This window comes from Roseateles chitinivorans, from assembly GCF_002761755.1.
Taxonomy (GTDB): domain Bacteria; phylum Pseudomonadota; class Gammaproteobacteria; order Burkholderiales; family Burkholderiaceae_C; genus Roseateles; species Roseateles chitinivorans.
Map to the genome: position 1 here is coordinate 1 of NZ_PEOG01000016.1, position 19,072 is coordinate 19,072.

The window sequence follows — 19,072 nt, forward strand, 5'->3', positions numbered from 1 at the left end:
CGCCCGCCACCGTCACCACGCAGCTCTGCACCACCACGCCGGCGGTCAGCAGTTCGGGCGCGCGGCAGGCCGGACGTCCGCTCCCGCCCAGCCCCCGCAGGGGCTCCCGGATGCGCGCGAACGCGTCCAGGCCCTGGTCGCGACCGACCTCCAGCGGCGGCGCCGCCCAGAGCTGCATGACCTTGCCGGGCGGCAGGTCGGCCGGCTGCTGCAGCAGCCCGTCGTCGACCACGCGCATCGTCCAGCCGGTCGGCGCCTCGTAGGCGCGGGCGGGCGGGGCCGCCATGACCAGCACCAGCGACATCAACGGCATCAGGCAACGGCGGAAGGCATCCAGGCGCATGACGATCCTGCGGCAGTGAGGAGCGCGCAGTGTCGGGGCGATGGGTCCGCCCGCGTCCCCCAAGCCCTAGGGAGTGCCAGAAATGCGAAGCGGGCCCTGAGGCCCGCCGGAGTTCCTCGAGCGACGCTCGCGGATCAGATGGAATAACCCAGCAGCATCGCCACGCCGGCTTCCTTGTTGGGACGCTTGAAGCCGTCGCGGGTCAGGCGGTTCATCGGGATCGACAGCGCCGCGGTCTGGAACCACTTGGCGTAGAGCTGGTCGATCTCGCCGCTGGCATAGACGCGGCTCAGGGCGCGGTCCACCACGGTCGCGAGGCGGGCGTCGCCCTTGCGCATCATGATCCCGTAGGGCTCGACCGAGAAGGCCATGCCGCCCAGGCTCAGGCTGTCCAGCGCCTTCTCCTTGGAGGCCAGCCCCAGCAGCAGCGCATCGTCCTGCGCGAACGCGCGGGCCTTGCCCTCGCGCAGCGCCTTGAAGGCCTCGCCGTTGTTGGCGTACTGCGTCAGCGTCATCCGGGCTTCGCCGGAGTTGTTCAGCTGGTTGAAGAGCTTCTCCGAGGTCGTGCCCTTGGCCAGCGCGATCGTCATGCCGTCCAGGTCCTTGATCGTCTCGACCTTGGTGCCGTTGGCCAGCAGCACCCGCATGCCGGCGACGAAGATCGTGTAGCTGAAGTCGACCTGCTCCTGCCGCGCCTTGGTGTTGGTCGTGGAGCCGCACTCCAGGTCGATGTCGCCCTTCTGCAGCTTGGGGATGCGGTCCGCGCCGGTGACGACGACGTAGTTGACCTTCAGCTCCGGCAGCTTGAGTTCCTTCTTGATCTCGTCGACGGCCGCCAGGCACAGCTCGACCGAGTAGCCCTGGCCCTGCTTCTGCTCATTGACGAAGGAGAACGGACGGGACGACTCGCGCACGCCGAGCGTGATCGTGCGGGACTCCTTGATGCGGGCCATCGTGTCGATGACGGGACCGGCGGCGGCGGCCGACAGCGAGGTCAGCGCTGCGGCGGACATGACAACGGCGCCGCTCAGGCGCCGGATCGCGGATGACATGGGCGAGTCTCGGGTCGGTGAAAACCCTGAATTCTAGGGAGTCACCCTCACCGAAGCCTCACCAGCGCCCCCCGCTCGACCACCGGTTCGGAACCGTTGGACCGGAAGCCGGACCCTTCCGTGAAATCAATCACAGGTCGACAACCGAACTTACCGGGACGGCGCGGTCGCCGGCGCGCCGCCCGCCGGCTGGCCACGCACCAGTTGGCGCATCAGCAGGGCGGCCACCAGCGTCGACCCGATCACGACATAGCCCACATGCGGGAAGTCGTTGACATGGCCATCCGGCCCGATGTGGACGATGTGGCCCGCCACCAGCGAGGCCACGCCGCCGGCGAGTTGCTGCAGCGCCGAATTGATCGCGTTGAACGATCCGCGCTGCTCCGGCGCGGGCACGCCGGCGAGCGTCGCCTGGGCCGGGATCATGCGCGAGAAGATGCCCACGAACATCACCACGTTCACCAGGATCAGCAGCCACAGCGGCGACGGGCCCAGGTGGGTGTAGACGGCGACCGTGGCGATGGTGATCGCGCAACCGGCGTAGAACACGGGCATCGCGCCGACGCGGTCGGCCATGCGGCCGATCAGCGGCGAGAAGACCAGGGTGCAGATGCCGGTCACCAGGTAGATCACCGGCAGGTGATCCAGCGGGATGCCGACGTTGTGCACCACGAAGGCGCTGGCGAAGGGCATCAGCATGAAGCCACCCGTCGTCAGCAGCGCGGTCAGCGCGAAGGCGAGCTGCTGGCGCGACACGCGCACCGTCTGCAGCAGATGCCGGCCGGCGCTGTGCCGGCCGGTGCCGGCCGCGCCCAGGTGCGCATTCACCGGCTGCAGCTTGACCATGATCACCAGCGCGGCGAGCAGCCCGAACAGCACGATCGCGATGAACGGCGCATGCCAGTCGAAGCGCGAGGCCAGGAAGATCGAGAACGGCAGCCCCAGCACCTGGCTGGCCGCGAAGCCGCCCTGCAGCAGGCCCATCACCCGGCCGCGCTGCGCGGGCGGGAACAGGTCGGCGGTGATGGCCATGACGATGGAGCCGATGACGCCGCCGAACAGGCCGGTGACGATGCGCGCCGCCAGCAGCGAAACGAAGCTGGTAGCCAGGCCGCACCACAGCGTGCCCAGCAGGAAGCCGCCGAAGAAGAACAGCAGCAGCCGCTTGCGGTCGAAGCGGTCGGCGAAGCCGGCGGTCAGCAGCCCCGCGATGCCGGCGCTGAAGGCGTAGGCCGAGACGGCGGAGCCGAACTCGCCGGCGCTCATCCGCAGCGCCGGCATGATCATCACGCCCAGCGGGGACATGATCATGAAGTCCAGCACCACGGTGAACTGCAGCAACGCCATCAGGCCGGCGGCCAGGCGCTGGTAGGGCGTGAAGGGCTGCATCGCGGCGGGTGTCGCGGCAGGTGTCGCGCCGGGTGTCGCGGTGGGGGCCGCGACGGGGTCGCCAGCGGGAACGGATTTGTTTTCGGGCATGGGGCGCGATTCTGCGCACCGTCGGTCTCCACTGCGTAAAGACATGGCCGGCATCCGGAGAATCCCCGGGCCGACGGTCCCCCAAGTCCCTCCTTTCACCGGAAACAGGGGATGAATCGCGGCGGCGCGAGGTCTAGACTGGCGCCACGCCGGCAAGGTGGTGCCGCGCACCGACGCACGACAGTGCGCGCGCGGCCGCCGGCAGGGCCAGGGAGCGGTCCTCTTCGGGGCGATCGATGCCGAGCCGGGAAGCGCTTCTCCGCATCATCGAGATCCACAGCCAGGTCGCCCAGCTGGGACTGGACCTGGCCGGCGTGATGTCGCTGTCGGTCCACGGCACGCTGGAGCTCGTCGATGCCGACGGTGCCGCGATCGAGCTGGCCGAAGGCGAGGACCTGGTCTACCGCGCCGTCGCCGGCGCCGCCTCCCATCAGCTGGGCGTGCGGGTGCGCCGCGACGGCAGCCTCTCCGGCACCTGCCTGCGCCAGGGCATCCCGCTGATCTGCGAGGACGTCGAGTCCGACAGCCGCGTCGACCTCGAGGCCTGCCGTCGTGTCGGGCTGCGCTCGATGGTCGTGCTGCCGCTGTCGCACCAGGGCACGCCGGTCGGCGTGCTCAAGGCCTTCTCCGCCCGCACCCGCAACTTCGGCAACCGCGAGGTGGAGGTGCTTTCGCTGATGTCCAAGGTGCTCGGCGCGGCGATGTACTGGGCCACCCGCTACGGCCGCGACGACCTCTTCCACCGCGCCACCCATGACGACATGACCGGCCTGGCCAACCGCTCCCTCTTCATGGACCGGCTGCGGCATGCGACCGCCGAGGTCGAGCGCGGCGACCCGCCGATCGCCGTGCTGCTGCTGGACATGGACGGCTTGAAGCTCATCAACGACAGCCTCGGCCATGCGGCCGGCGACGCCGCCCTGATCGAGTTCAGCCGCCGCCTGGCCGCGGCGACCCGGGAGTCGGACACGGTCGCCCGGCTGGGCGGCGACGAGTTCGCGGTGCTGCTGACGCATGCGGGCTCGGCCGCGACGCTGGAGACGACGCTCGATCGCATCCAGGCCGCCGTCGAGGGCCCCTTCGGCTACCTCGACCGGGTGCTGCGGCTGCGGGCGAGCATGGGGGCCTCGCGCTGCCCCGAGGACTGGCGCGACGCGACGGCGCTGATGGAGTGCGCCGACATGCGGATGTACGAGGCCAAGCGCACGCGCCAGGGCCGGGACCGCACCGGGCCGGCGCCGCTGGACCCGCCCTGTTGAGCGCTCCGAGCGGCGCCCGGCGCCGGCGCCGAAACCGTGCGGGGATCACACGCCGCGCCACGCCCGCGTGCATGTCCGCATTCCCTTGTCACGGCCGCTGCTGATAATTGGCCGCACATCAAGAGCCCAGGGAGGGACCGATGACCGACATGGTGTTCGCCGACGAGCTGCCGGAACCGGGGGAGGACCACCGGACGCGCGCGCTCGATCCCTGGGTGGTGATGATCGTGGACGACGATCCGGCCGTGCACCAGGTCACCCAGCTGGTCATGGCGGACTTCGAGTTCGCCGGCCGCAGGCTCCAGTTCCTGAATGCCTACAGCGGCAGCGAGGCGCGCGACGTGCTGCGCGACCGCAACGACATCGCGCTGATCCTGCTGGACGTGGTGATGGAGTCGGAGCACGCCGGGCTGGACGTCGCCCGCTTCATCCGCGAGGAGCTGCGCAACACGCAGGTGCGCATCGTGCTGCGCACCGGGCAGCCGGGCCAGGCGCCGGAAGAGCACGTCATCAAGACCTACGACATCAATGACTACAAGGAGAAGACGGAGCTGACCAAGCGCAAGCTGATCACCGTCTTCTATTCGGCGCTGCGCTCCTATCGGGACATCGTCATCCTGTCGCAGTCCCGCGCGGCGCTGCGGCGCTCGATCGACGCGATCACCCAGATCCACGACTCGAGCAACCTGCGCCACTTCGCGTCGGCGCTGCTGGAGCAGGTCGGGCACATGCTGGGCTACCAGGCGCAGGGCCTGTGCGCGAGCCGCATGTACGCGGCCTCGCATGCCGAGGGCCGGCTGCAGGTGCTGGCCGCCACCTCCGAGTACCAGGGGCTGCTCGCCGGCCACCGCCTCACCGACCTGCCGCCCGACGTGCGCGACGCGCTGGACCTGGCGCTCGTCACGCGCGAGAGCCGCTTCGAGGACGGGCGCTTCATCGGCTACTACCGGACCCACTCGGGCAACGAGAGCCTGCTCTACATGGTGCTGTCCGATCCGATCGACGACGAAGGGCGCGAGATGCTGGACATCTTCTGCGCCAACGTCGCGATCGCCTACGAGGGGTTGCTGGCACGGGATCGCGCGCGCTGAAGCGCCCTATCATCGCGGCCGCTTTCCCGGGATTCCGGGGTTCCGCGGTGCCGCGTCCATGCATCAACTTCGCCTCTTCTTCATCGCCCTGCAGTTCTTCACCCGCGTGCCGGTGCCACGCTGGGTCGGCTTCGAGCCCGCCTGGCTGCAGCAGTGCGCGCGCTACTTCCCGCTCGTTGGCGCGGTGGTGGGCGGCTGCTCGGCGCTGGTGCTGTGGGGGGCGATGCAGCTGTTCCCGGCCACGGTGGCGGTGGGACTGGCGATGGCGGCCAGCGTCTGGCTGACCGGCGGCTTCCATGAGGACGGGCTCGCGGACAGCTGCGACGCGCTCGGCGGCGCGGTGTCGCGCGAGAAGGCGCTGGCCATCATGAAGGACTCGCGCATCGGCAGCTACGGCGCGCTGGGGCTGATCCTGGTGCTGGGCCTGAAGGCGGCGGTGCTGCTGGGCCTGGCGGACACCGATCCGGCGCTGGCGGCGCTGGCGATCGTCTGGGCGCATGTGGCGTCGCGGGCGGCGCCGGTCTGGCTGCTGCATGCGCTGCCCTATGCCGGCGACGCCGACCATGCCAAGGCCAAGCCGCTGGCGACGCAGATCAGCGGCCCGGGCCTGGCGATCGCGCTGGGCCTGGTGGTGCTGGCGACGGCGGCCGGCGCCTGGCTGACGCCGGAGAACATGCCGCTGATGCTGGGCGCGGTGGTGGTGGCGGCGGGGCTGACCTTCTACATGCAGTCGATGCTGGAACGGCGCCTGCACGGCTACACCGGCGACACGCTGGGCGCGACCCAGCAGGTCGTGGAGCTCGGCGCCCTGTTGGCCTTCCTGGCGCTGGCGCCGCTGTTCCCGGTGGATTGACGATGAGCGGCGGCCTCCCGAACGCCAGCGCCAGCGCCCGCGCTGACGGTGCGTTGAGCGTCTGGCGGCATCCCCGCCCGGACGGCGCGCACGGGCTGTGTGTCGGCGCGCGCTGCGACCTGCCGGTGGCGCGCCGCCGGGCCAAGCGCCTCGCGCGGCGGATCCAGGCCCATGCGCGGCGGCATCGGCTGCCGCATGTGGTGTGGACGTCCCCGCTGCGGCGCTGTGCCGACGTCGGACGCTGGCTCAAGCGCTGGGGATGGCGTCACCACCAGGACGCGGCGCTCGCGGAACTGGACTTCGGCGACTGGGACGGTCGGCCATGGGCCGGGATCCCGAAGGCGGAGATCGACGCCTGGGTCGCAGACTTCGCCCGCTTCGCGCCGGCGGGCGGTGAGGCGCTGACCACGCTGCTGGCCCGCGCGTCGGCCTGGTCGGGCGGCGCGCTGGTGGTCAGTCATGGGGGATGGATGCTGGCGCGGCGATGGTCCGCGGAGCATCCCGGCGAGCTGCCGCGTGCGGACCAGTGGCCGCGACCGCCGGCCTATGGTGAACGCTGGGCGCTCTGAGCGCCGCCGCCCGCCGAGGACGTCCTCAGGCGGCCTGCTCGGTCAGCCGGATGTACTTCTGCATCAGCGTCTCGCGCGACTCGACATGCGCCGGATCGACCGGGATGCAGGCGACCGGGCACAGCGTCGCGCATTGCGGTTCGTCGAAGTGCCCGACGCACTCGGTGCACTTGCCGGGGTCGATCTGGTAGTACTCCTCGCCCATCGAGATCGCGTGGTTCGGGCACTCGGGCTCGCACACGTCGCAATTGATGCATTCGTCCGTAATCATCAGCGCCATGCTGCGCCCTCCCAGCGACCGACGAACACGGCAAGCGCTTGCAAGCGCTCGCCGCGCTCGGCGGGGCAAGGCATGCCTTGCCTGTTTCCGCCTCTCGTGTCGGTGATCATCAGCGCCATGGCCTTACTGCTCCATGCGGTTCTTGGCGATCCGGTCTTCCAGCCGCTCCCGCACCAGCGGCGAGACGAACTTGGACACCTCGCCACCGAGCGTGGCGATCTCCCGGACGAAGGTCGAAGAGATGAACTGGTAATGGTCCGACGGCGTCAGGAACACCGTCTCCACCTCCGGCATCAACTGCCGGTTCATGCCGGCCATCTGGAATTCGTACTCGAAGTCCGAGACGGCCCGCAGGCCACGGACGACCACCTTGCCGCCGTTCTCCATCACGAAGTCGCGCAGCAGCCCCTTGAAGGCGACCACTTCGACATTCGGATACGGCGCGACCAGCGCGCGGGCCATGGCCAGGCGTTCGTCGACACTGAACATCGTCTTCTTGTGGTGTCCGGCAGCGACCGCGAGCACCAGCCGCTCGAACAACCGGCTCGCGCGGCGCACCAGATCCTCGTGGCCGAGGGTCATCGGATCGAAGGTGCCGGGGTAGACGGCGGTCAGCAGGGTCTGCGAAGTCATGGGCGCGGATTATCCGCCGCGTCGCAGCAGGCGGTAATGCACCGCCCCGGCCCGCCCTTCCTTCCACACGGACAAGCCCAATGCCGGCGGCGCTTCCACCGGATGCGGCGATTCCAGATAGATCAGGCCGCCCTCCGCCAGCAGCGGCGCCGCCGCGGCCAGCGCCGGGAGGAACAGGTCCTGCGCGAACGGCGGATCCAGGAACACCAGGTCCAGCGAGCCGGGCGCCGCACGCCGCATCCAGGCCAGCGCATCGGCGTTCTCGATCACCATCGGCACGGTGCCGTCCTTGTCCAGGCGCTTCAGGTTGGCGCGCAGCGCGCTGGCGAGCGCGGCGTCGCGCTCCAGCAGCGTCACCCCCGCAGCCCCGCGCGACGCGGCCTCGAAGCCCAGCGCCCCGCTGCCGGCGAAGGCGTCCAGCACGCGCCAGCCGGCCAGGTCCTGGCCGAGCCAGTTGAACAGCGTCTCCCGCACTCGATCGGGCGTGGGCCGCAGACCCGGGCTGAACGGCACCGGCAGCTTGGAGCGCTTCCAGACCCCGCCGACGATGCGCACCTCGCCAGGACCGGCGGCCTTGGGCGGACGCGGCTTCATCGCGCCCTCGCCCACCGTCACCCGGGGACCGGGGCGGCCCGCACGGCGCAGGCCCTCGGTCGGATTCGCCTTGGCGCGGCCGCCGGACGAGGCGCTCATTGCCGCACCGGGATGCCCTGGGACGCCATCAGCGCCTTGGCCTCGCCGACGGTGTGATCGCCGTAATGGAAGATGCTCGCGGCCAGGACCGCATCGGCGCCGCCCTGCGTGATGCCGTCGGCCAGGTCCTGCAGCGAGCCGACGCCGCCCGAGGCGATCACCGGCACGCTGACCGCGTCCGCCACCGCGCGGGTCAGCGAAAGGTCGAAACCGCTCTTGGTGCCGTCGCGGTCCATGCTGGTCAGCAGGATCTCGCCGGCGCCCAGGTCGGCCATCCGCGTCGCCCACTCGATCGCGTCCAGGCCGGTGTTCTTGCGGCCGCCATGGGTGTACACGTCCCAGCCGACGCTGCCGTCGGCGTTCTGGCGCCGCTTGGCGTCGATCGCCACGACGATGCACTGCGCGCCGTACTTGTCGGAGGCCGCGCGGATCAGCTCGGGGTCGGCCACCGCGGCCGAGTTGAAGCTGACCTTGTCCGCGCCCGCATTCAGCAGCCGCCGCACGTCGGCGACCGAGCGCACGCCGCCACCCACCGTCAGCGGGATGAAGACCTGCGAGGCGACGCGCTCGATGATCGGCAGGATCAGGTCACGGCCGTCGCTGGTGGCGGTGATGTCCAGGAAGGTCAGTTCGTCCGCCCCCTGCTCGTTGTAGCGGGCCGCGATCTCGACCGGATCTCCCGCATCGCGCAGCTCGACGAAGTTGACGCCCTTCACGACGCGACCGCCGGTCACGTCCAGGCACGGGATGATCCGCTTGGCCAGCACCGCTCAGTCCCCGTTCAGCTCGTCGGCCCGACGCTGCGCCGCGGCGAAGTCCAGGTCGCCGGTGTAGATCGCGCGACCGCAGATCACGCCGCCCACGCCTTCGGACTCGACCGCGCACAGCGCCTCGATGTCGGCGATGTTGGACAGCCCGCCCGAGGCGATCACCGGGATGGACAAGGCCTGCGCCAGCTTCACCGTCGCGTCGAGGTTGATGCCGGTGAGCATGCCGTCGCGGCCGATGTCGGTGTAGATCACGCCCTCGATGCCGTAATCCTCGAATTTCTTCGCCAGGTCGATGACCTCGTGGCCGGTCAGCTTGCTCCAGCCGTCGGTGGCGACCTTGCCGTCCTTGGCGTCCAGGCCCACGATGATGTGGCCGCCGAAGGCCGATGCCGCGTCCTTGAGGAAGCCCGGGTTCTTCACCGCCGCGGTGCCGATGATCACGTACGAGAGACCGTCGTCCAGGTAGCGCTCGATCGTGTCCAGGTCGCGGATGCCGCCGCCCAGCTGCACCGGGATGTCGTCGCCGACCTCGCGCAGGATCGCCTTGATCGCGGCCTCGTTGACCGGCTTGCCGGCGAAGGCGCCGTTCAGGTCCACGAGGTGCAGGCGACGCGCGCCGGCGTCGACCCATCGTCGCGCCATCTGCGCCGGGTCCTCGCCGAAGGTCGTGGAGTCGTTCATGTCGCCTTGCTTGAGGCGGACGCACTTGCCGTCTTTCAGGTCGATCGCGGGAATCAGCAGCATGGCCCGGGGAGCTAGGGGTGGAGGAAGGGGGAGAGAGGGAGGGACGCGCGAGAAAGTGGCGTGCGATGCAGGACCGGAAGCCCGGCCTCAGGGCGCCCAGTGCAGGAAATTGCGGTACAGGGCGAGCCCGGACGCGGCACTTTTCTCGGGGTGGAATTGGGTGGCAAAAATGTTATCCCGCGCCACCGCACAGGTAAAGCGCAGGCCGTACTCGCTCTGGCCGGCGCTGTCGCGCGGGTCCGACGTCTCGGCGTAGAAGCTGTGGACGAAGTAGAACCAGCTCTCGTCCGGCACCTCGCCCCAGACCGGATGCGCCCGCGTCTGGTGCACGCGGTTCCAGCCCATCTGCGGCACCTTGTAGCGGCTGCCGTCGGGCTGCAGCTGCCCCTCGAGCCGGAAGCGCTTCACCCGGCCGGGGATCAGGCCCAGGCCGGGCGTGTCCTGCTCCTCGCTGTGGTCCAGCAGCATCTGCATGCCGACGCACACGCCCATCAGCGGCTTGCGCGCGGCGCCGTCCAGCACCGCTTCCTTCAGCCCGCTGTCGGCCAGTTCGCGCATGCAGTCGCGCATCGCGCCCTGGCCGGGCAGCACGATGCGTTCGGCGGCGTAGACCTCGTCGGGATCGGCGGTGATGAGCACCCGCACGCCCTGGTCCTGGGCCGCGGCCATCACTGCCTGCGACACCGAGCGCAGGTTGCCCATGCCGTAATCGACGACGGCGACCGTCCTGGGCATGACGCTCACAGCGTGCCCTTCGTCGACGGGATCACGCCGGCCGAGCGCGGGTCCGGCGTCATCGCCATGCGCAGCGCGCGGCCGAAGGCCTTGAAGATCGTCTCGCACTGGTGGTGCGCGTTGTGGCCCTTGAGGTTGTCCACGTGCAGCGAGACCAGCGCGTGATTCACGAAGCCCTGGAAGAACTCGTAGGTCAGCTGCGTGTCGAAGGCGCCGACCGATCCGGCGGTGAACTTCACCTCCATCGCCAGCCCGGGCCGGCCGGAGAAGTCCACCACCACGCGCGACAGCGCCTCGTCCAGCGGCACGTAGCTGTGGCCGTAGCGGGTGATGCCCTTCTTGTCGCCGATCGCCTGCGCCACCGCCATGCCCAGCGTGATGCCGACGTCCTCGACGGTGTGGTGGCCGTCGATGTGCAGGTCGCCCTTGGCCTCGATGTCGAGGTCGATCAACCCGTGGCGGGCGATCTGGTCGAGCATGTGGTCGAAGAAGCCGATGCCGGTGTTCAGCGTCGACTGGCCGGTGCCGTCCAGGTTCACGCGCACGCGGATCTGCGTTTCCTTGGTGTCGCGGCGGACTTCGGCGATGCGTTCGGAGCTCATGGGGATTCCAGGGGATCAGGAAGACAGTGGACCTCTGCCGGCTTGCGCCAGTCTGGCATCAGGCGGAAACCAGCGCGGCGAGCGAGGCTTCGAGCGCCGCCAGCATCGCCGCGTTCTCGTCGGCGGTGCCGACCGTCAGCCGCAGGCAGCCCGCCAGCAGCGGGTGCATGCCCGAGACATTCTTGACCAGCACGCCGCGCGACTTCATGTCGGCATGCAGCCGATCGGCGTCGGGCACGCGCACCAGGATCATGTTGGCCTCGCTCGGATAGGCCCGCACGCCGGGCAGCCGCGCCAGCGCGGCCTGCAGCGCGGCCCGTCCGTCGCGCAGCGCGGCGGCCTGAAGCGCGTAGACCTCGGCATGCTCGAGCGCGAACAGGCCGGCTTCCGCATTCAGCACGCTGACGTTGTAGGGCGGGCGCAGCTTGTCGATGTGGTGGATCAGCTCGGCATGGCCCATCAGGTAGCCGATGCGCACGCCGGCCAGGCCGAACTTGCTCATCGTGCGCATGATCAGCACCTGCGGATGGCGCGCCATCAGCGCCATCGCGTCGCGGGCGGCGAAGGGCTGGTAGGCCTCGTCCATCACGACCAGTCCCGGCGCGGCATGGGCGATGCGCTCGATGACCGCGTCGTCCCAGAGGTTGGCGGTCGGGTTGTTCGGATAGGCCAGGTAGACGATCGCGGGCCGATGCTCGGCGATGGCGGCCAGCATCGCGGCCTCGTCGAGCTCGAAGTCGGCGGTCAGCGGCACGCCGACGAAGTCCAGGTGCTGGTAGGCCGACGACAGCCCGTACATGACGAAGCCCGGCAGCGGCGCCAGCACGACGACGCGCTCGCCCGGCTTGCTCACCGCCATCGCCAGCAGCGAGATCAGTTCGTCCGAGCCGTTGCCCAGCATCAGCGCCTTGCCCTCGGACAGGCCGGCATGCGCGGCGAGCGCGCGCGCCAGGTGCTGGGTGCGCTCGCCGGGATAGCGGTTGATCGCGACGGCGCCCAGGCGCTCGCCCAGCGCCTGCTGCAGCTCGCCAGGCAGCCGGAACGGGTTCTCCATCGCGTCCAGCTTGATCAGGCCGGCCGACGGATGCACCGCATAGGCCTGCATGGCGCGGACATCGTCGCGCAGGACACCGAGGGCTCGATCGAGGGCAGCTTTCATGGGGCGACCGCCAGCGGCGGCGGGGAGTCGGAGAGGGGATCGGTGTCGGCGAAGGCGACGCCCGCCGGCAGCGCGCGCAGCGGGTCGACGATCAGGACGCTGTCATACAGCTGGCCATGCGGCAGCGCCAGGCTGAGCAGCGTCTCGCAGCCCTGCGCCTTGGCGGCGGCGACAATCAACGCATCGCCATAGGGCAGCGCGAAGCGGCTTTCCAGCGACCAGGCGGACTCGACGGTGGCGTGGTCGGTCGACCACGGCGTCCAGCGCTGGTAGCGGCGCACCTCGGCCCGGGCGTCGCCGTTGGGCATGGCGGGCGTGATGCGCGTGGTGACGGCGCGGTAGAAGTCGTTGAGCACCTGGCTGGAGGTGCGGCCCAGGCGCTGCTGCCACAGGACGCGCAGCCAGCGCATGGCCTGCGCGCGGCGGGCGGGGTCGACGCCGTCCTCGCTGAGGATCAGCACCGAGGTGTCCACGAACACCGGGGCGGTCAGCTCGACACCGGCGCTCACAGCAGCTCCCGGCCCGGATAGGGCTGGCCGTCGGAGGACCAGGTGCGCTCGCGGTGCAGCCAGTCCTGCAGCGCGCGCTCATAGGCGTCGTCGTGACGCATCTTCTCGGCGAGCAGCTCGCCGACCAGCCGCGAGACGCTGGTGTTGCGCCGCGCCGCCTCCAGCCTCGCCCACTCGGCGACGCTGTCTTCCATGGTGACGGTGACGTTCTTCATGAAGGCCGTAGAGTAGCACGAAGTTCGTGTTCCACGAACTTCGTGTCCCGCAAAGGCCCTGCGGCGACGTTCCGATTCAGCCGGCTGTGGCGCGCTTCAGGCCTGGAGACGGAACTGCGCGACGACGTGCTGCAGGCTGCCCGCCTGCTCGCGCAGCGATTCCGAGGCGGCCGAGGATTCCTCGACCAGCGCCGCGTTCTGCTGGGTGACCTCGTCCAGGCGCCGCACGGCCTGGCCGACTTCGATCAGGCTGGTGCTCTGCTCCTGCGTGGCCGACGAGATCTCCTGGATGATGTCCGTCACCCGCTGCACCGCAGCGACGATCTCGCGCATCGTCTCGCCGGCATCGCCCACCAGGCGCGCGCCGGCCTCGACGCGCTCGACCGAGGAGCCGATCAGGCCCTTGATCTCGCGCGCCGCCTCGGCGCTGCGCTGGGCCAGCGAGCGGACCTCGCCCGCCACCACCGCGAAGCCGCGCCCCTGCTCGCCGGCCCGCGCGGCTTCCACCGCCGCGTTCAGCGCCAGGATGTTGGTCTGGAAGGCGATGCCGTCGATCGTGCCGATGATGTCGGCGATCTTGCGGGAAGCCGCATTGATCTGGTCCATCGTGCTGACCACTTCCGACACCACCACGCCGCCACGGTCGGCGACCTGGCTGGCGTTGAGCGCGAGCTGGCTCGCCTGGCGCGTGGCGTCGGCGTTCATGCGCACCGTGTCGGTCAGCGCCTGCATCGTGGCCGCGGTCTCCTCCAGGCTGGAGGCCATCTGCTCGGTCCGCGCCGACAGGTCGCTGCTGCCCGCCGCCACCTCGCCGCTGGACATGGCGATGCTCTCCGCGCTGGTGCGCACCGTCGACAGCGAGCGGTTCAATGCGCCCTGCATCGCCGACAGCGCCTGCGCGAGCTGTCCCAGCTCATCGCGACGCGAGGTGTCGATCGCCACGGTCAGGTCGCCCTCGGCGACGCGGCTGGCGACGCCCACCATGTCGGTCAGCGGCCGGACGGTGCTGCGCGTCAGGTAGAAGGCCAGCACGCCGCCGGCCGCCAGCGCGGTGACGATCAGCACGGCCATCGTGGTGAGCACCGCCTTGTAGACCGTGCGCGACTCCGCGACATCGGCCTCGGCCCCTTGGGTGTTGATGTCCACCAGCTTCTGCGTCGCAGCGATGACAGCGCTGAACGCCTTGCTGGACTCGCCGCTGACGGTGGCCAGATACTCGCCGCGGTTGCCAGCCTTGCGCGCCGCGATCAACCCGTCCTGGATCCCCAGGTAGGCGACGTAGCGGGCCTTGGCCTCCTTCCACTGCTCGGACTCCTCCGGCGTGCTGACCATCGCCTCATAAGTCTTGGCCAGCTCGGGCAGCGTCTTCTCGCGCAGCGTCTTGATGCGTTCCTGCTGCTCCTCGACCTCGAGGACCACTTCCTTCAGGCACATCGACATCTCCGCGCGCCGCAGCTCGTTGAGCTGCCCCCGCAACGCGTTGATGGCGTTGATCGACGGGATCCAGTCCCCGCCCATGTCCTCGACGTTCTTCTGGATCGCCTGCATCCGGTTGATCGCCACGAGGCCCACAAGCACCGTGGCCAGCAACACTGCTGCAAACCCCAACGAGATGCGCACCCCGACGCGCAGATCCGAGATCTTCATGCTTCGCCGTCCTGTCATGGAGAGATCGACGCATGCTAGGTCCTTCGCACGAAAGGGCGAACCTCGAAACAGCGGCAAATGTGGCGGTTTATCCGCGAGCCAGGGTTTGCCCACCGCCGCCGCGTGAAATCTGCGCGGGCGCGCCGCGGCGCGGCGTCAGCGCCTGAGCCGGAACTCCGCCGCCTGCGCATGCGCCTGCAGCCCTTCGCCGTAGGCCAGCGTCGCGGCGATCGGGCCCAGCACCTGGGCGCCGGCCTCGCTGACCTCGATCAGGCTGGAGCGCTTCTGGAAGTCGTAGACGCCCAGCGGCGAGGAGAAGCGCGCCGTGCCCGAGGTCGGCAGCACATGGTTGGGGCCGGCGCAGTAGTCGCCCAGCGACTCGCTGGTGTAGGCACCCAGGAAGATCGCGCCGGCGTGGCGCAGCAGCGGCTCCCAGCGATGCGGCTCCGCGCTGGAGACCTCCAGGTGCTCCGGCGCGATGCGGTTGCTGATCTCGCAGGCCTCTTCCATCGAGCGGGTGTGGATCAGCGCGCCGCGCCCTTCCAGCGACGCGCGGATCACCTCGTGGCGCGGCATGCCGGGCAGCAGCCGCTCGATGGCCTCGCGCACCCGGGCGATGTAGCCGGCGTCGGGACACAGCAGGATGCTCTGCGCGAGCTCGTCGTGCTCGGCCTGGCTGAACAGGTCCATCGCCACCCAGTCCGGCGGCGTGCTGCCGTCGGCCAGCACCAGGATCTCGCTCGGCCCGGCGATCATGTCGATGCCGACCTGGCCGAAGACATGCTTCTTCGCGCTGGCGACGTAGGCGTTGCCCGGTCCGGTGATCTTGTCCACGCGCGGCACGGTGGCCGTGCCGTAGGCCAGCGCCCCGACCGCCTGCGCGCCGCCGATGGTGAAGGCGCGATGCACGCCGGCCACGTAGGCGGCGGCCAGCACCAGCGGATTCTTCTCGCCGCGCGGCGTCGGCACGACCATGACGATCTCCGGCACGCCGGCGACCTGGGCCGGGATCGCGTTCATCAGCACGCTGGACGGGTAGGCCGCCTTGCCGCCCGGCACGTAGATGCCGACGCGATCCAGCGGCGTGACCTTCTGGCCCAGCAGCGTGCCGTCCTTGTCGCGGTAGCTCCAGCTCTGGCCGCAGGCCTGCTTCTGGCGCTCGTGGTAGCGGCGCACCCGCTCGGCGGCCTGCTGCAGCGCCTGTGCCTGCGCGGCGGGCAGGCCATCGAAGGCGGCCTGGAGTTCCTCGCGCGTCAGCTCCAACGCGCCGAGCGTCGTGGCCTCCAGGTGGTCGAAGCGGGCGGTGTACGCCAGCACCGCGGCATCGCCGCGCTCGCGCACATCGGCCAGGATCTCGGCGACGCGCGACTCGATCGCGGCATCGGTCTCGGCCGACCAGTGCAGCACGCGCTGGAACTGCGCGTCGAAGTCCGCATCGGTGGTGACGAGGGTACGAAGTTGAAGGGCTGGGCTCATGGCGGGGCTCCGGGCAGGCGTCGGGGACGGTTCGATCAGGCGGACGGGATGGCCGAACCGATCGCGTCGATCAGCGGCTTGAGCGCCTCGCGCTTGAGCTTGAGCGCCGCCTGGTTGACCACCAGGCGCGAGGAGATGTCCATGATCCGCTCGACCTCGACCAGCCGGTTGGCCTTGAGCGTGCTGCCGGTGGAGACCAGGTCGACGATCGCATCGGCCAGTCCGGTCAGCGGCGCCAGTTCCATCGAGCCGTAGAGCTTGATGAGGTCGACGTGCACGCCCTTGTCGGCGAAGTGCTGGCGGGCGATGCCGGTGTACTTGGTGGCCACGCGGATGCGTGAGCCCTGGCGCACCGCGTTCTCGTAGTCGAAATCGTCGCGCACCGCGACGCTCATGCGGCACTGCGCGATGCGCAGGTCCAGCGGCTGGTACAGGCCCTGGCCGCCATGCTCGATCAGCACGTCGCGGCCGGCCACGCCGAGGTCGGCGCCGCCGTACTCGACATAGGTCGGCACGTCGGTCGCGCGCACGAGCACGACGCGCACCTCGGCTTGATTGGTCGGGAGGATCAGCTTGCGGGAGCTGTCCGGGTCTTCCAGCACCTGGATGCCGGCCGCCGCCAGCAGCGGCAGGGTCTCTTCGAAGATGCGGCCCTTGGAGAGTGCCAGGGTGATCATGCGATGTCCTCGTTGAACGCGCGCTCCACGCGGAAGCGCTTCGGGCTGTTCAGCGGGACGGCAGCGGGTTCACCGGACGGCGCCACACCGCCACCCGCTTCGCAGCCGGGTGGCTTTCAGTGATGGTGATGCGCGCTGCCTTGCTGCGCGAACTCGGCGGGGGTCAGCGTCTTCATCGACAGCGCGTGGATCTGCTCGCGCATGCGATCGCCCAGTGCCTGGTACACGCGCTGGTGGCGCTTGATCCGGCTCAGGCCCTCGAACTCGGCCGACACGATCGTCGCGAAGAAATGGCGTCCGTCGCCCTCGACCTGGAGCTCGCTGCAAGCGAGACCCTGGGCGATGTAGCTCTGGACTTCTGCGGGGGTCGGATCGGCCATGATGGGGCGGGATTCTACTCGGGCGCCTCGCGCGCGCGCTTTCGTGCTTGGAGAGGCCGGGCTTGCGGCGCCGGCCGGCGCGGTTCAGTGACGGATCTTGTAGCCGCGGCGCAGCAGCTCCAGCGCGAAGGCGGCCACCGTGGCGAAGGCGATCGCCACCACGCCCAGGCTCATCCACGGCGAGGCGTCGCTGACGCCGAAGAAGCCATGGCGGAAGCCGTCGATCATGTAGAAGAACGGGTTCAGGTGGCTGACGCCCTGCCAGAACGCGGGCAGCGAGTGCACCGAGTAGAAGACGCCCGACAGGAAGGTCATCGGCATCACGATGAAGTTCTGGAAGGCGGCCATCTGGTCGAACTTCTCCGCCCACAGGCCGGCGATCAGGCCCAGCGAGCCCATCAGCCCCGCGCCCAGGATCGCGAAGGCCAGCACCCACAGCGGGTTGGCCATGCCCGGCGGCGCGAACCACACGGTGGCGATGAACACGCCCGCGCCGACCATCAGGCCGCGGATCACGGAGGCGCCGACATAGGCCAGGAACCAGGCCCAGTGCGACAGCGGCGTGACCAGCAGGAACACCAGGTTGCCGGTGATCTTGCTCTGGATCAGCGAGGAGCTGCTGTTGGCGAAGGCGTTCTGCAGCACGCTCATCATCACCAGGCCCGGAATCAGGAAGCTGGTGTAGCCGACGGTGCCGTAGACCTTGACGTGGTCCTCCAGCACATGGCCGAAGACCAGCAGGTACAGCACGGCGGTCAGCACCGGCGCACCCACGGTCTGGAAGCCGACCTTCCAGAACCGCAGCACTTCCTTGTAGAAGAGCGGACGCGCGCCTTCGAGGCGGATCGGGAAATGGCTGGCGCTCATGCGCGGCCCCCTTGCATGATTTCCAGGAAGACGTCCTCGAGGTCGGCGCGGCCGATCTCCAGGTCCTCGATCGGCACGGCGGCCTGGCGCAGCGTGGCCAGGATCTGCTCGACCTCGGTCGCGTCGTGGGCGGTGAGCTGGACGATCCGCCCGGTGACGCGGGCCCGCTCGGCCAGTGCCAGCGGCAGCGCGGAGTCGGTCTTGAACTGCAGCATCGTCGAGGCGGTGCCGGCGAGCAGCTCCGAGGTGCGGTTCAGCGCGACGATCCGGCCCTGCTTGAGCATCGCGATCCGGTGGCAGAGCGCCTCGGCCTCCTCCAGGTAGTGGGTGGTGAGCAGGACGGTGTGGCCCTCGCGGTTGAGGCGGGCGATGAACTGCCACAGCGTCTGGCGCAGTTCGACGTCGACGCCGGCGGTGGGCTCGTCCAGCACGATGACCGGCGGCCGGTGCACCAGCGCCTGCGCCACCAGCACCCGACGCTTCATGCCGCCGGAGAGCTGGCGCATGTTGTTGTGGGCCTTGTCGGCCAGGCCGAGGTTGAGCAGCAGCTCATCGATCCAGTCGTCGTTGTGGCGCACGCCGAAGTAGCCGGACTGGATGCGCAGCGTCTCGCGCACGCTGAAGAACGGATCGAAGACCAGTTCCTGCGGCACGATGCCCAGCTTCTTGCGGGCGTTGGCATAGTCGTCGACGACGTCATGGCCCAGCACCGACACCTGTCCGCCGCTGGCGCGGGACAGGCCGGCCAGGATGCTGATCAGGCTGGTCTTGCCGGCGCCATTGGGGCCGAGCAGGCCGAAGAATTCGCCGGGCTGGATGTCGAAGCTGACGCCGTCCAGCGCGCGGAACTGGCCGGCCCGGTAGGTCTTGCTGACGTTGCTGAATCGCAGGGCGGGCGGACCGCCGGCCGGCGCGGGCATGGCGGCCGGCTGTTGTTGGGGGCTTGCGAGCATGGGCGCGGATTGTAGGGAGCGGGCCCGCCCCGTGCCCGCCTGGGGTCATGACAGAATGCGCCCACTTCCCCCCAACACGCCCACGG

Annotated in this window: 24 protein-coding genes; 4 read left to right on the top strand and 20 right to left on the bottom strand. The window is 69.9% G+C overall.

Annotated elements, in window-relative coordinates; translation table 11 throughout:
- From CS062_RS07420 to CS062_RS07430, 3 genes are all read right to left on the bottom strand, one after another.
- Nucleotides 1–343: hypothetical protein (locus CS062_RS07420; protein WP_143742277.1), on the bottom strand; the 343-nt coding region annotated here is incomplete at its 3' end.
- A gap of 134 nt (nt 344–477) precedes the next feature.
- Nucleotides 478–1,395 (bottom strand): amino acid ABC transporter substrate-binding protein, encoded by a 918-nt coding sequence (locus CS062_RS07425; protein ID WP_099860861.1) that lies wholly within the window; start codon nt 1,393–1,395, stop codon nt 478–480.
- Between the two features lie 150 nt (nt 1,396–1,545).
- Nucleotides 1,546–2,874, bottom strand: coding sequence for an MFS transporter (locus CS062_RS07430; protein ID WP_099860862.1), 1,329 nt, complete (start codon nt 2,872–2,874; stop codon nt 1,546–1,548).
- Nucleotides 2,875–3,110: 236 nt separating this feature from the next.
- On the opposite strand from CS062_RS07430, the gene CS062_RS07435 reads away from it, so the two are divergent.
- From CS062_RS07435 to CS062_RS07450, 4 genes are all read left to right on the top strand, one after another.
- A complete protein-coding gene (locus tag CS062_RS07435; RefSeq protein WP_099860864.1) occupies nt 3,111–4,133 on the top strand; it encodes a sensor domain-containing diguanylate cyclase in 1,023 nt (340 codons plus the stop codon).
- A 140-nt stretch (nt 4,134–4,273) separates the two neighbouring features.
- Nucleotides 4,274–5,224 carry a DUF3369 domain-containing protein gene (locus CS062_RS07440; RefSeq protein ID WP_099860866.1) on the top strand — a complete coding sequence of 317 codons (951 nt, stop codon included), beginning with the start codon at nt 4,274–4,276 and terminating at the stop codon, nt 5,222–5,224.
- A gap of 58 nt (nt 5,225–5,282) precedes the next feature.
- Complete coding sequence (locus tag CS062_RS07445) at nt 5,283–6,077, top strand: adenosylcobinamide-GDP ribazoletransferase (RefSeq protein ID WP_099860868.1); 795 nt, start codon at nt 5,283–5,285, stop codon at nt 6,075–6,077.
- A 2-nt stretch (nt 6,078–6,079) separates the two neighbouring features.
- Nucleotides 6,080–6,646: a histidine phosphatase family protein gene (locus CS062_RS07450; protein WP_099860870.1), complete on the top strand. Its 567-nt coding sequence runs from the start codon at nt 6,080–6,082 to the stop codon at nt 6,644–6,646.
- A gap of 25 nt (nt 6,647–6,671) precedes the next feature.
- On the opposite strand, the gene CS062_RS07455 is transcribed toward CS062_RS07450, so the two are convergent.
- The 17 genes from CS062_RS07455 to CS062_RS07530 form a co-directional block, all read right to left on the bottom strand.
- Nucleotides 6,672–6,926 (bottom strand): YfhL family 4Fe-4S dicluster ferredoxin, encoded by a 255-nt coding sequence (locus CS062_RS07455; RefSeq protein ID WP_099860871.1) that lies wholly within the window; start codon nt 6,924–6,926, stop codon nt 6,672–6,674.
- Nucleotides 6,917–7,045, bottom strand: coding sequence for a hypothetical protein (locus tag CS062_RS27185; protein ID WP_259373103.1), 129 nt, complete (start codon nt 7,043–7,045; stop codon nt 6,917–6,919). Before CS062_RS27185 ends, CS062_RS07455 begins: the two co-directional genes overlap by 10 nt.
- A 4-nt stretch (nt 7,046–7,049) precedes the next feature.
- A complete protein-coding gene (coaD, locus tag CS062_RS07460; protein WP_199174192.1) occupies nt 7,050–7,559 on the bottom strand; it encodes a pantetheine-phosphate adenylyltransferase in 510 nt (169 codons plus the stop codon).
- Between the two features lie 9 nt (nt 7,560–7,568).
- Nucleotides 7,569–8,252: a 16S rRNA (guanine(966)-N(2))-methyltransferase RsmD gene (rsmD, locus tag CS062_RS07465; protein ID WP_438270462.1), complete on the bottom strand. Its 684-nt coding sequence runs from the start codon at nt 8,250–8,252 to the stop codon at nt 7,569–7,571.
- On the bottom strand, nt 8,249–9,019 hold the full coding sequence (hisF, locus tag CS062_RS07470; protein ID WP_099860872.1) for an imidazole glycerol phosphate synthase subunit HisF: 771 nt from the start codon (nt 9,017–9,019) through the stop codon (nt 8,249–8,251). The genes rsmD and hisF overlap by 4 nt, the downstream gene beginning before the upstream one ends.
- A 3-nt stretch (nt 9,020–9,022) precedes the next feature.
- A complete protein-coding gene (gene hisA / locus CS062_RS07475; protein WP_099860874.1) occupies nt 9,023–9,766 on the bottom strand; it encodes a 1-(5-phosphoribosyl)-5-[(5-phosphoribosylamino)methylideneamino]imidazole-4-carboxamide isomerase in 744 nt (247 codons plus the stop codon).
- An 87-nt stretch (nt 9,767–9,853) separates the two neighbouring features.
- Complete coding sequence (gene hisH / locus CS062_RS07480) at nt 9,854–10,501, bottom strand: imidazole glycerol phosphate synthase subunit HisH (RefSeq protein WP_199174199.1); 648 nt, start codon at nt 10,499–10,501, stop codon at nt 9,854–9,856.
- 5 nt (nt 10,502–10,506) lie between these two features.
- Nucleotides 10,507–11,103: an imidazoleglycerol-phosphate dehydratase HisB gene (gene hisB, locus CS062_RS07485; protein WP_099860876.1), complete on the bottom strand. Its 597-nt coding sequence runs from the start codon at nt 11,101–11,103 to the stop codon at nt 10,507–10,509.
- 58 nt (nt 11,104–11,161) lie between these two features.
- Complete coding sequence (gene hisC / locus CS062_RS07490) at nt 11,162–12,262, bottom strand: histidinol-phosphate transaminase (RefSeq protein WP_099860878.1); 1,101 nt, start codon at nt 12,260–12,262, stop codon at nt 11,162–11,164.
- Nucleotides 12,259–12,771 (bottom strand): PIN domain-containing protein, encoded by a 513-nt coding sequence (locus tag CS062_RS07495; protein WP_233217962.1) that lies wholly within the window; start codon nt 12,769–12,771, stop codon nt 12,259–12,261. Before CS062_RS07495 ends, hisC begins: the two co-directional genes overlap by 4 nt.
- A complete protein-coding gene (locus tag CS062_RS07500) occupies nt 12,768–12,986 on the bottom strand; it encodes a CopG family transcriptional regulator (RefSeq protein WP_088408424.1) in 219 nt (72 codons plus the stop codon). Before CS062_RS07500 ends, CS062_RS07495 begins: the two co-directional genes overlap by 4 nt.
- Before the next feature lie 96 nt (nt 12,987–13,082).
- The gene (locus CS062_RS27250; protein ID WP_158238701.1) at nt 13,083–14,633 is read right to left on the bottom strand and encodes a methyl-accepting chemotaxis protein; all 1,551 of its coding nucleotides are present in this window, start codon (nt 14,631–14,633) and stop codon (nt 13,083–13,085) included.
- A gap of 156 nt (nt 14,634–14,789) precedes the next feature.
- Nucleotides 14,790–16,109, bottom strand: coding sequence for a histidinol dehydrogenase (gene hisD / locus CS062_RS07510; RefSeq protein WP_099860881.1), 1,320 nt, complete (start codon nt 16,107–16,109; stop codon nt 14,790–14,792).
- Nucleotides 16,110–16,144: 35 nt separating this feature from the next.
- Entirely contained in the window at nt 16,145–16,786 is a 642-nt protein-coding gene (hisG, locus tag CS062_RS07515; RefSeq protein WP_099860883.1) for an ATP phosphoribosyltransferase, read from the bottom strand.
- A 116-nt stretch (nt 16,787–16,902) separates the two neighbouring features.
- A complete protein-coding gene (locus CS062_RS07520) occupies nt 16,903–17,166 on the bottom strand; it encodes a BolA family protein (RefSeq protein WP_091721214.1) in 264 nt (87 codons plus the stop codon).
- An 84-nt stretch (nt 17,167–17,250) separates the two neighbouring features.
- Nucleotides 17,251–18,033, bottom strand: coding sequence for an ABC transporter permease (locus tag CS062_RS07525; RefSeq protein ID WP_099860885.1), 783 nt, complete (start codon nt 18,031–18,033; stop codon nt 17,251–17,253).
- The gene (locus CS062_RS07530) at nt 18,030–18,986 is read right to left on the bottom strand and encodes an ABC transporter ATP-binding protein (RefSeq protein WP_233217963.1); all 957 of its coding nucleotides are present in this window, start codon (nt 18,984–18,986) and stop codon (nt 18,030–18,032) included. The genes CS062_RS07525 and CS062_RS07530 overlap by 4 nt, the downstream gene beginning before the upstream one ends.
- Between the last annotated feature and the right edge of the window lie 86 nt (nt 18,987–19,072).

What these genes read in the sequence shown, in the direction of transcription:
- CS062_RS07425 (WP_099860861.1), bottom strand. Translation starts at nt 1,395, where the DNA reads ATGTCATCCGCGATCCGGCGCCTGAGCGGCGCCGTTGTCATGTCCGCC.
- CS062_RS07430 (WP_099860862.1), bottom strand. Translation starts at nt 2,874, where the DNA reads ATGCCCGAAAACAAATCCGTTCCCGCTGGCGACCCCGTCGCGGCCCCC.
- CS062_RS07435 (WP_099860864.1), top strand. Translation starts at nt 3,111, where the DNA reads ATGCCGAGCCGGGAAGCGCTTCTCCGCATCATCGAGATCCACAGCCAG.
- CS062_RS07440 (WP_099860866.1), top strand. Translation starts at nt 4,274, where the DNA reads ATGACCGACATGGTGTTCGCCGACGAGCTGCCGGAACCGGGGGAGGAC.
- CS062_RS07445 (WP_099860868.1), top strand. Translation starts at nt 5,283, where the DNA reads ATGCATCAACTTCGCCTCTTCTTCATCGCCCTGCAGTTCTTCACCCGC.
- CS062_RS07450 (WP_099860870.1), top strand. Translation starts at nt 6,080, where the DNA reads ATGAGCGGCGGCCTCCCGAACGCCAGCGCCAGCGCCCGCGCTGACGGT.
- CS062_RS07455 (WP_099860871.1), bottom strand. Translation starts at nt 6,926, where the DNA reads ATGGCGCTGATGATTACGGACGAATGCATCAATTGCGACGTGTGCGAG.
- CS062_RS27185 (WP_259373103.1), bottom strand. Translation starts at nt 7,045, where the DNA reads ATGGCGCTGATGATCACCGACACGAGAGGCGGAAACAGGCAAGGCATG.
- coaD (WP_199174192.1), bottom strand. Translation starts at nt 7,559, where the DNA reads ATGACTTCGCAGACCCTGCTGACCGCCGTCTACCCCGGCACCTTCGAT.
- rsmD (WP_438270462.1), bottom strand. Translation starts at nt 8,252, where the DNA reads ATGAGCGCCTCGTCCGGCGGCCGCGCCAAGGCGAATCCGACCGAGGGC.
- hisA (WP_099860874.1), bottom strand. Translation starts at nt 9,766, where the DNA reads ATGCTGCTGATTCCCGCGATCGACCTGAAAGACGGCAAGTGCGTCCGC.
- hisH (WP_199174199.1), bottom strand. Translation starts at nt 10,501, where the DNA reads ATGCCCAGGACGGTCGCCGTCGTCGATTACGGCATGGGCAACCTGCGC.
- hisB (WP_099860876.1), bottom strand. Translation starts at nt 11,103, where the DNA reads ATGAGCTCCGAACGCATCGCCGAAGTCCGCCGCGACACCAAGGAAACG.
- hisC (WP_099860878.1), bottom strand. Translation starts at nt 12,262, where the DNA reads ATGAAAGCTGCCCTCGATCGAGCCCTCGGTGTCCTGCGCGACGATGTC.
- CS062_RS07500 (WP_088408424.1), bottom strand. Translation starts at nt 12,986, where the DNA reads ATGAAGAACGTCACCGTCACCATGGAAGACAGCGTCGCCGAGTGGGCG.
- CS062_RS27250 (WP_158238701.1), bottom strand. Translation starts at nt 14,633, where the DNA reads ATGAAGATCTCGGATCTGCGCGTCGGGGTGCGCATCTCGTTGGGGTTT.
- hisD (WP_099860881.1), bottom strand. Translation starts at nt 16,109, where the DNA reads ATGAGCCCAGCCCTTCAACTTCGTACCCTCGTCACCACCGATGCGGAC.
- hisG (WP_099860883.1), bottom strand. Translation starts at nt 16,786, where the DNA reads ATGATCACCCTGGCACTCTCCAAGGGCCGCATCTTCGAAGAGACCCTG.
- CS062_RS07520 (WP_091721214.1), bottom strand. Translation starts at nt 17,166, where the DNA reads ATGGCCGATCCGACCCCCGCAGAAGTCCAGAGCTACATCGCCCAGGGT.
- CS062_RS07525 (WP_099860885.1), bottom strand. Translation starts at nt 18,033, where the DNA reads ATGAGCGCCAGCCATTTCCCGATCCGCCTCGAAGGCGCGCGTCCGCTC.
- CS062_RS07530 (WP_233217963.1), bottom strand. Translation starts at nt 18,986, where the DNA reads ATGCTCGCAAGCCCCCAACAACAGCCGGCCGCCATGCCCGCGCCGGCC.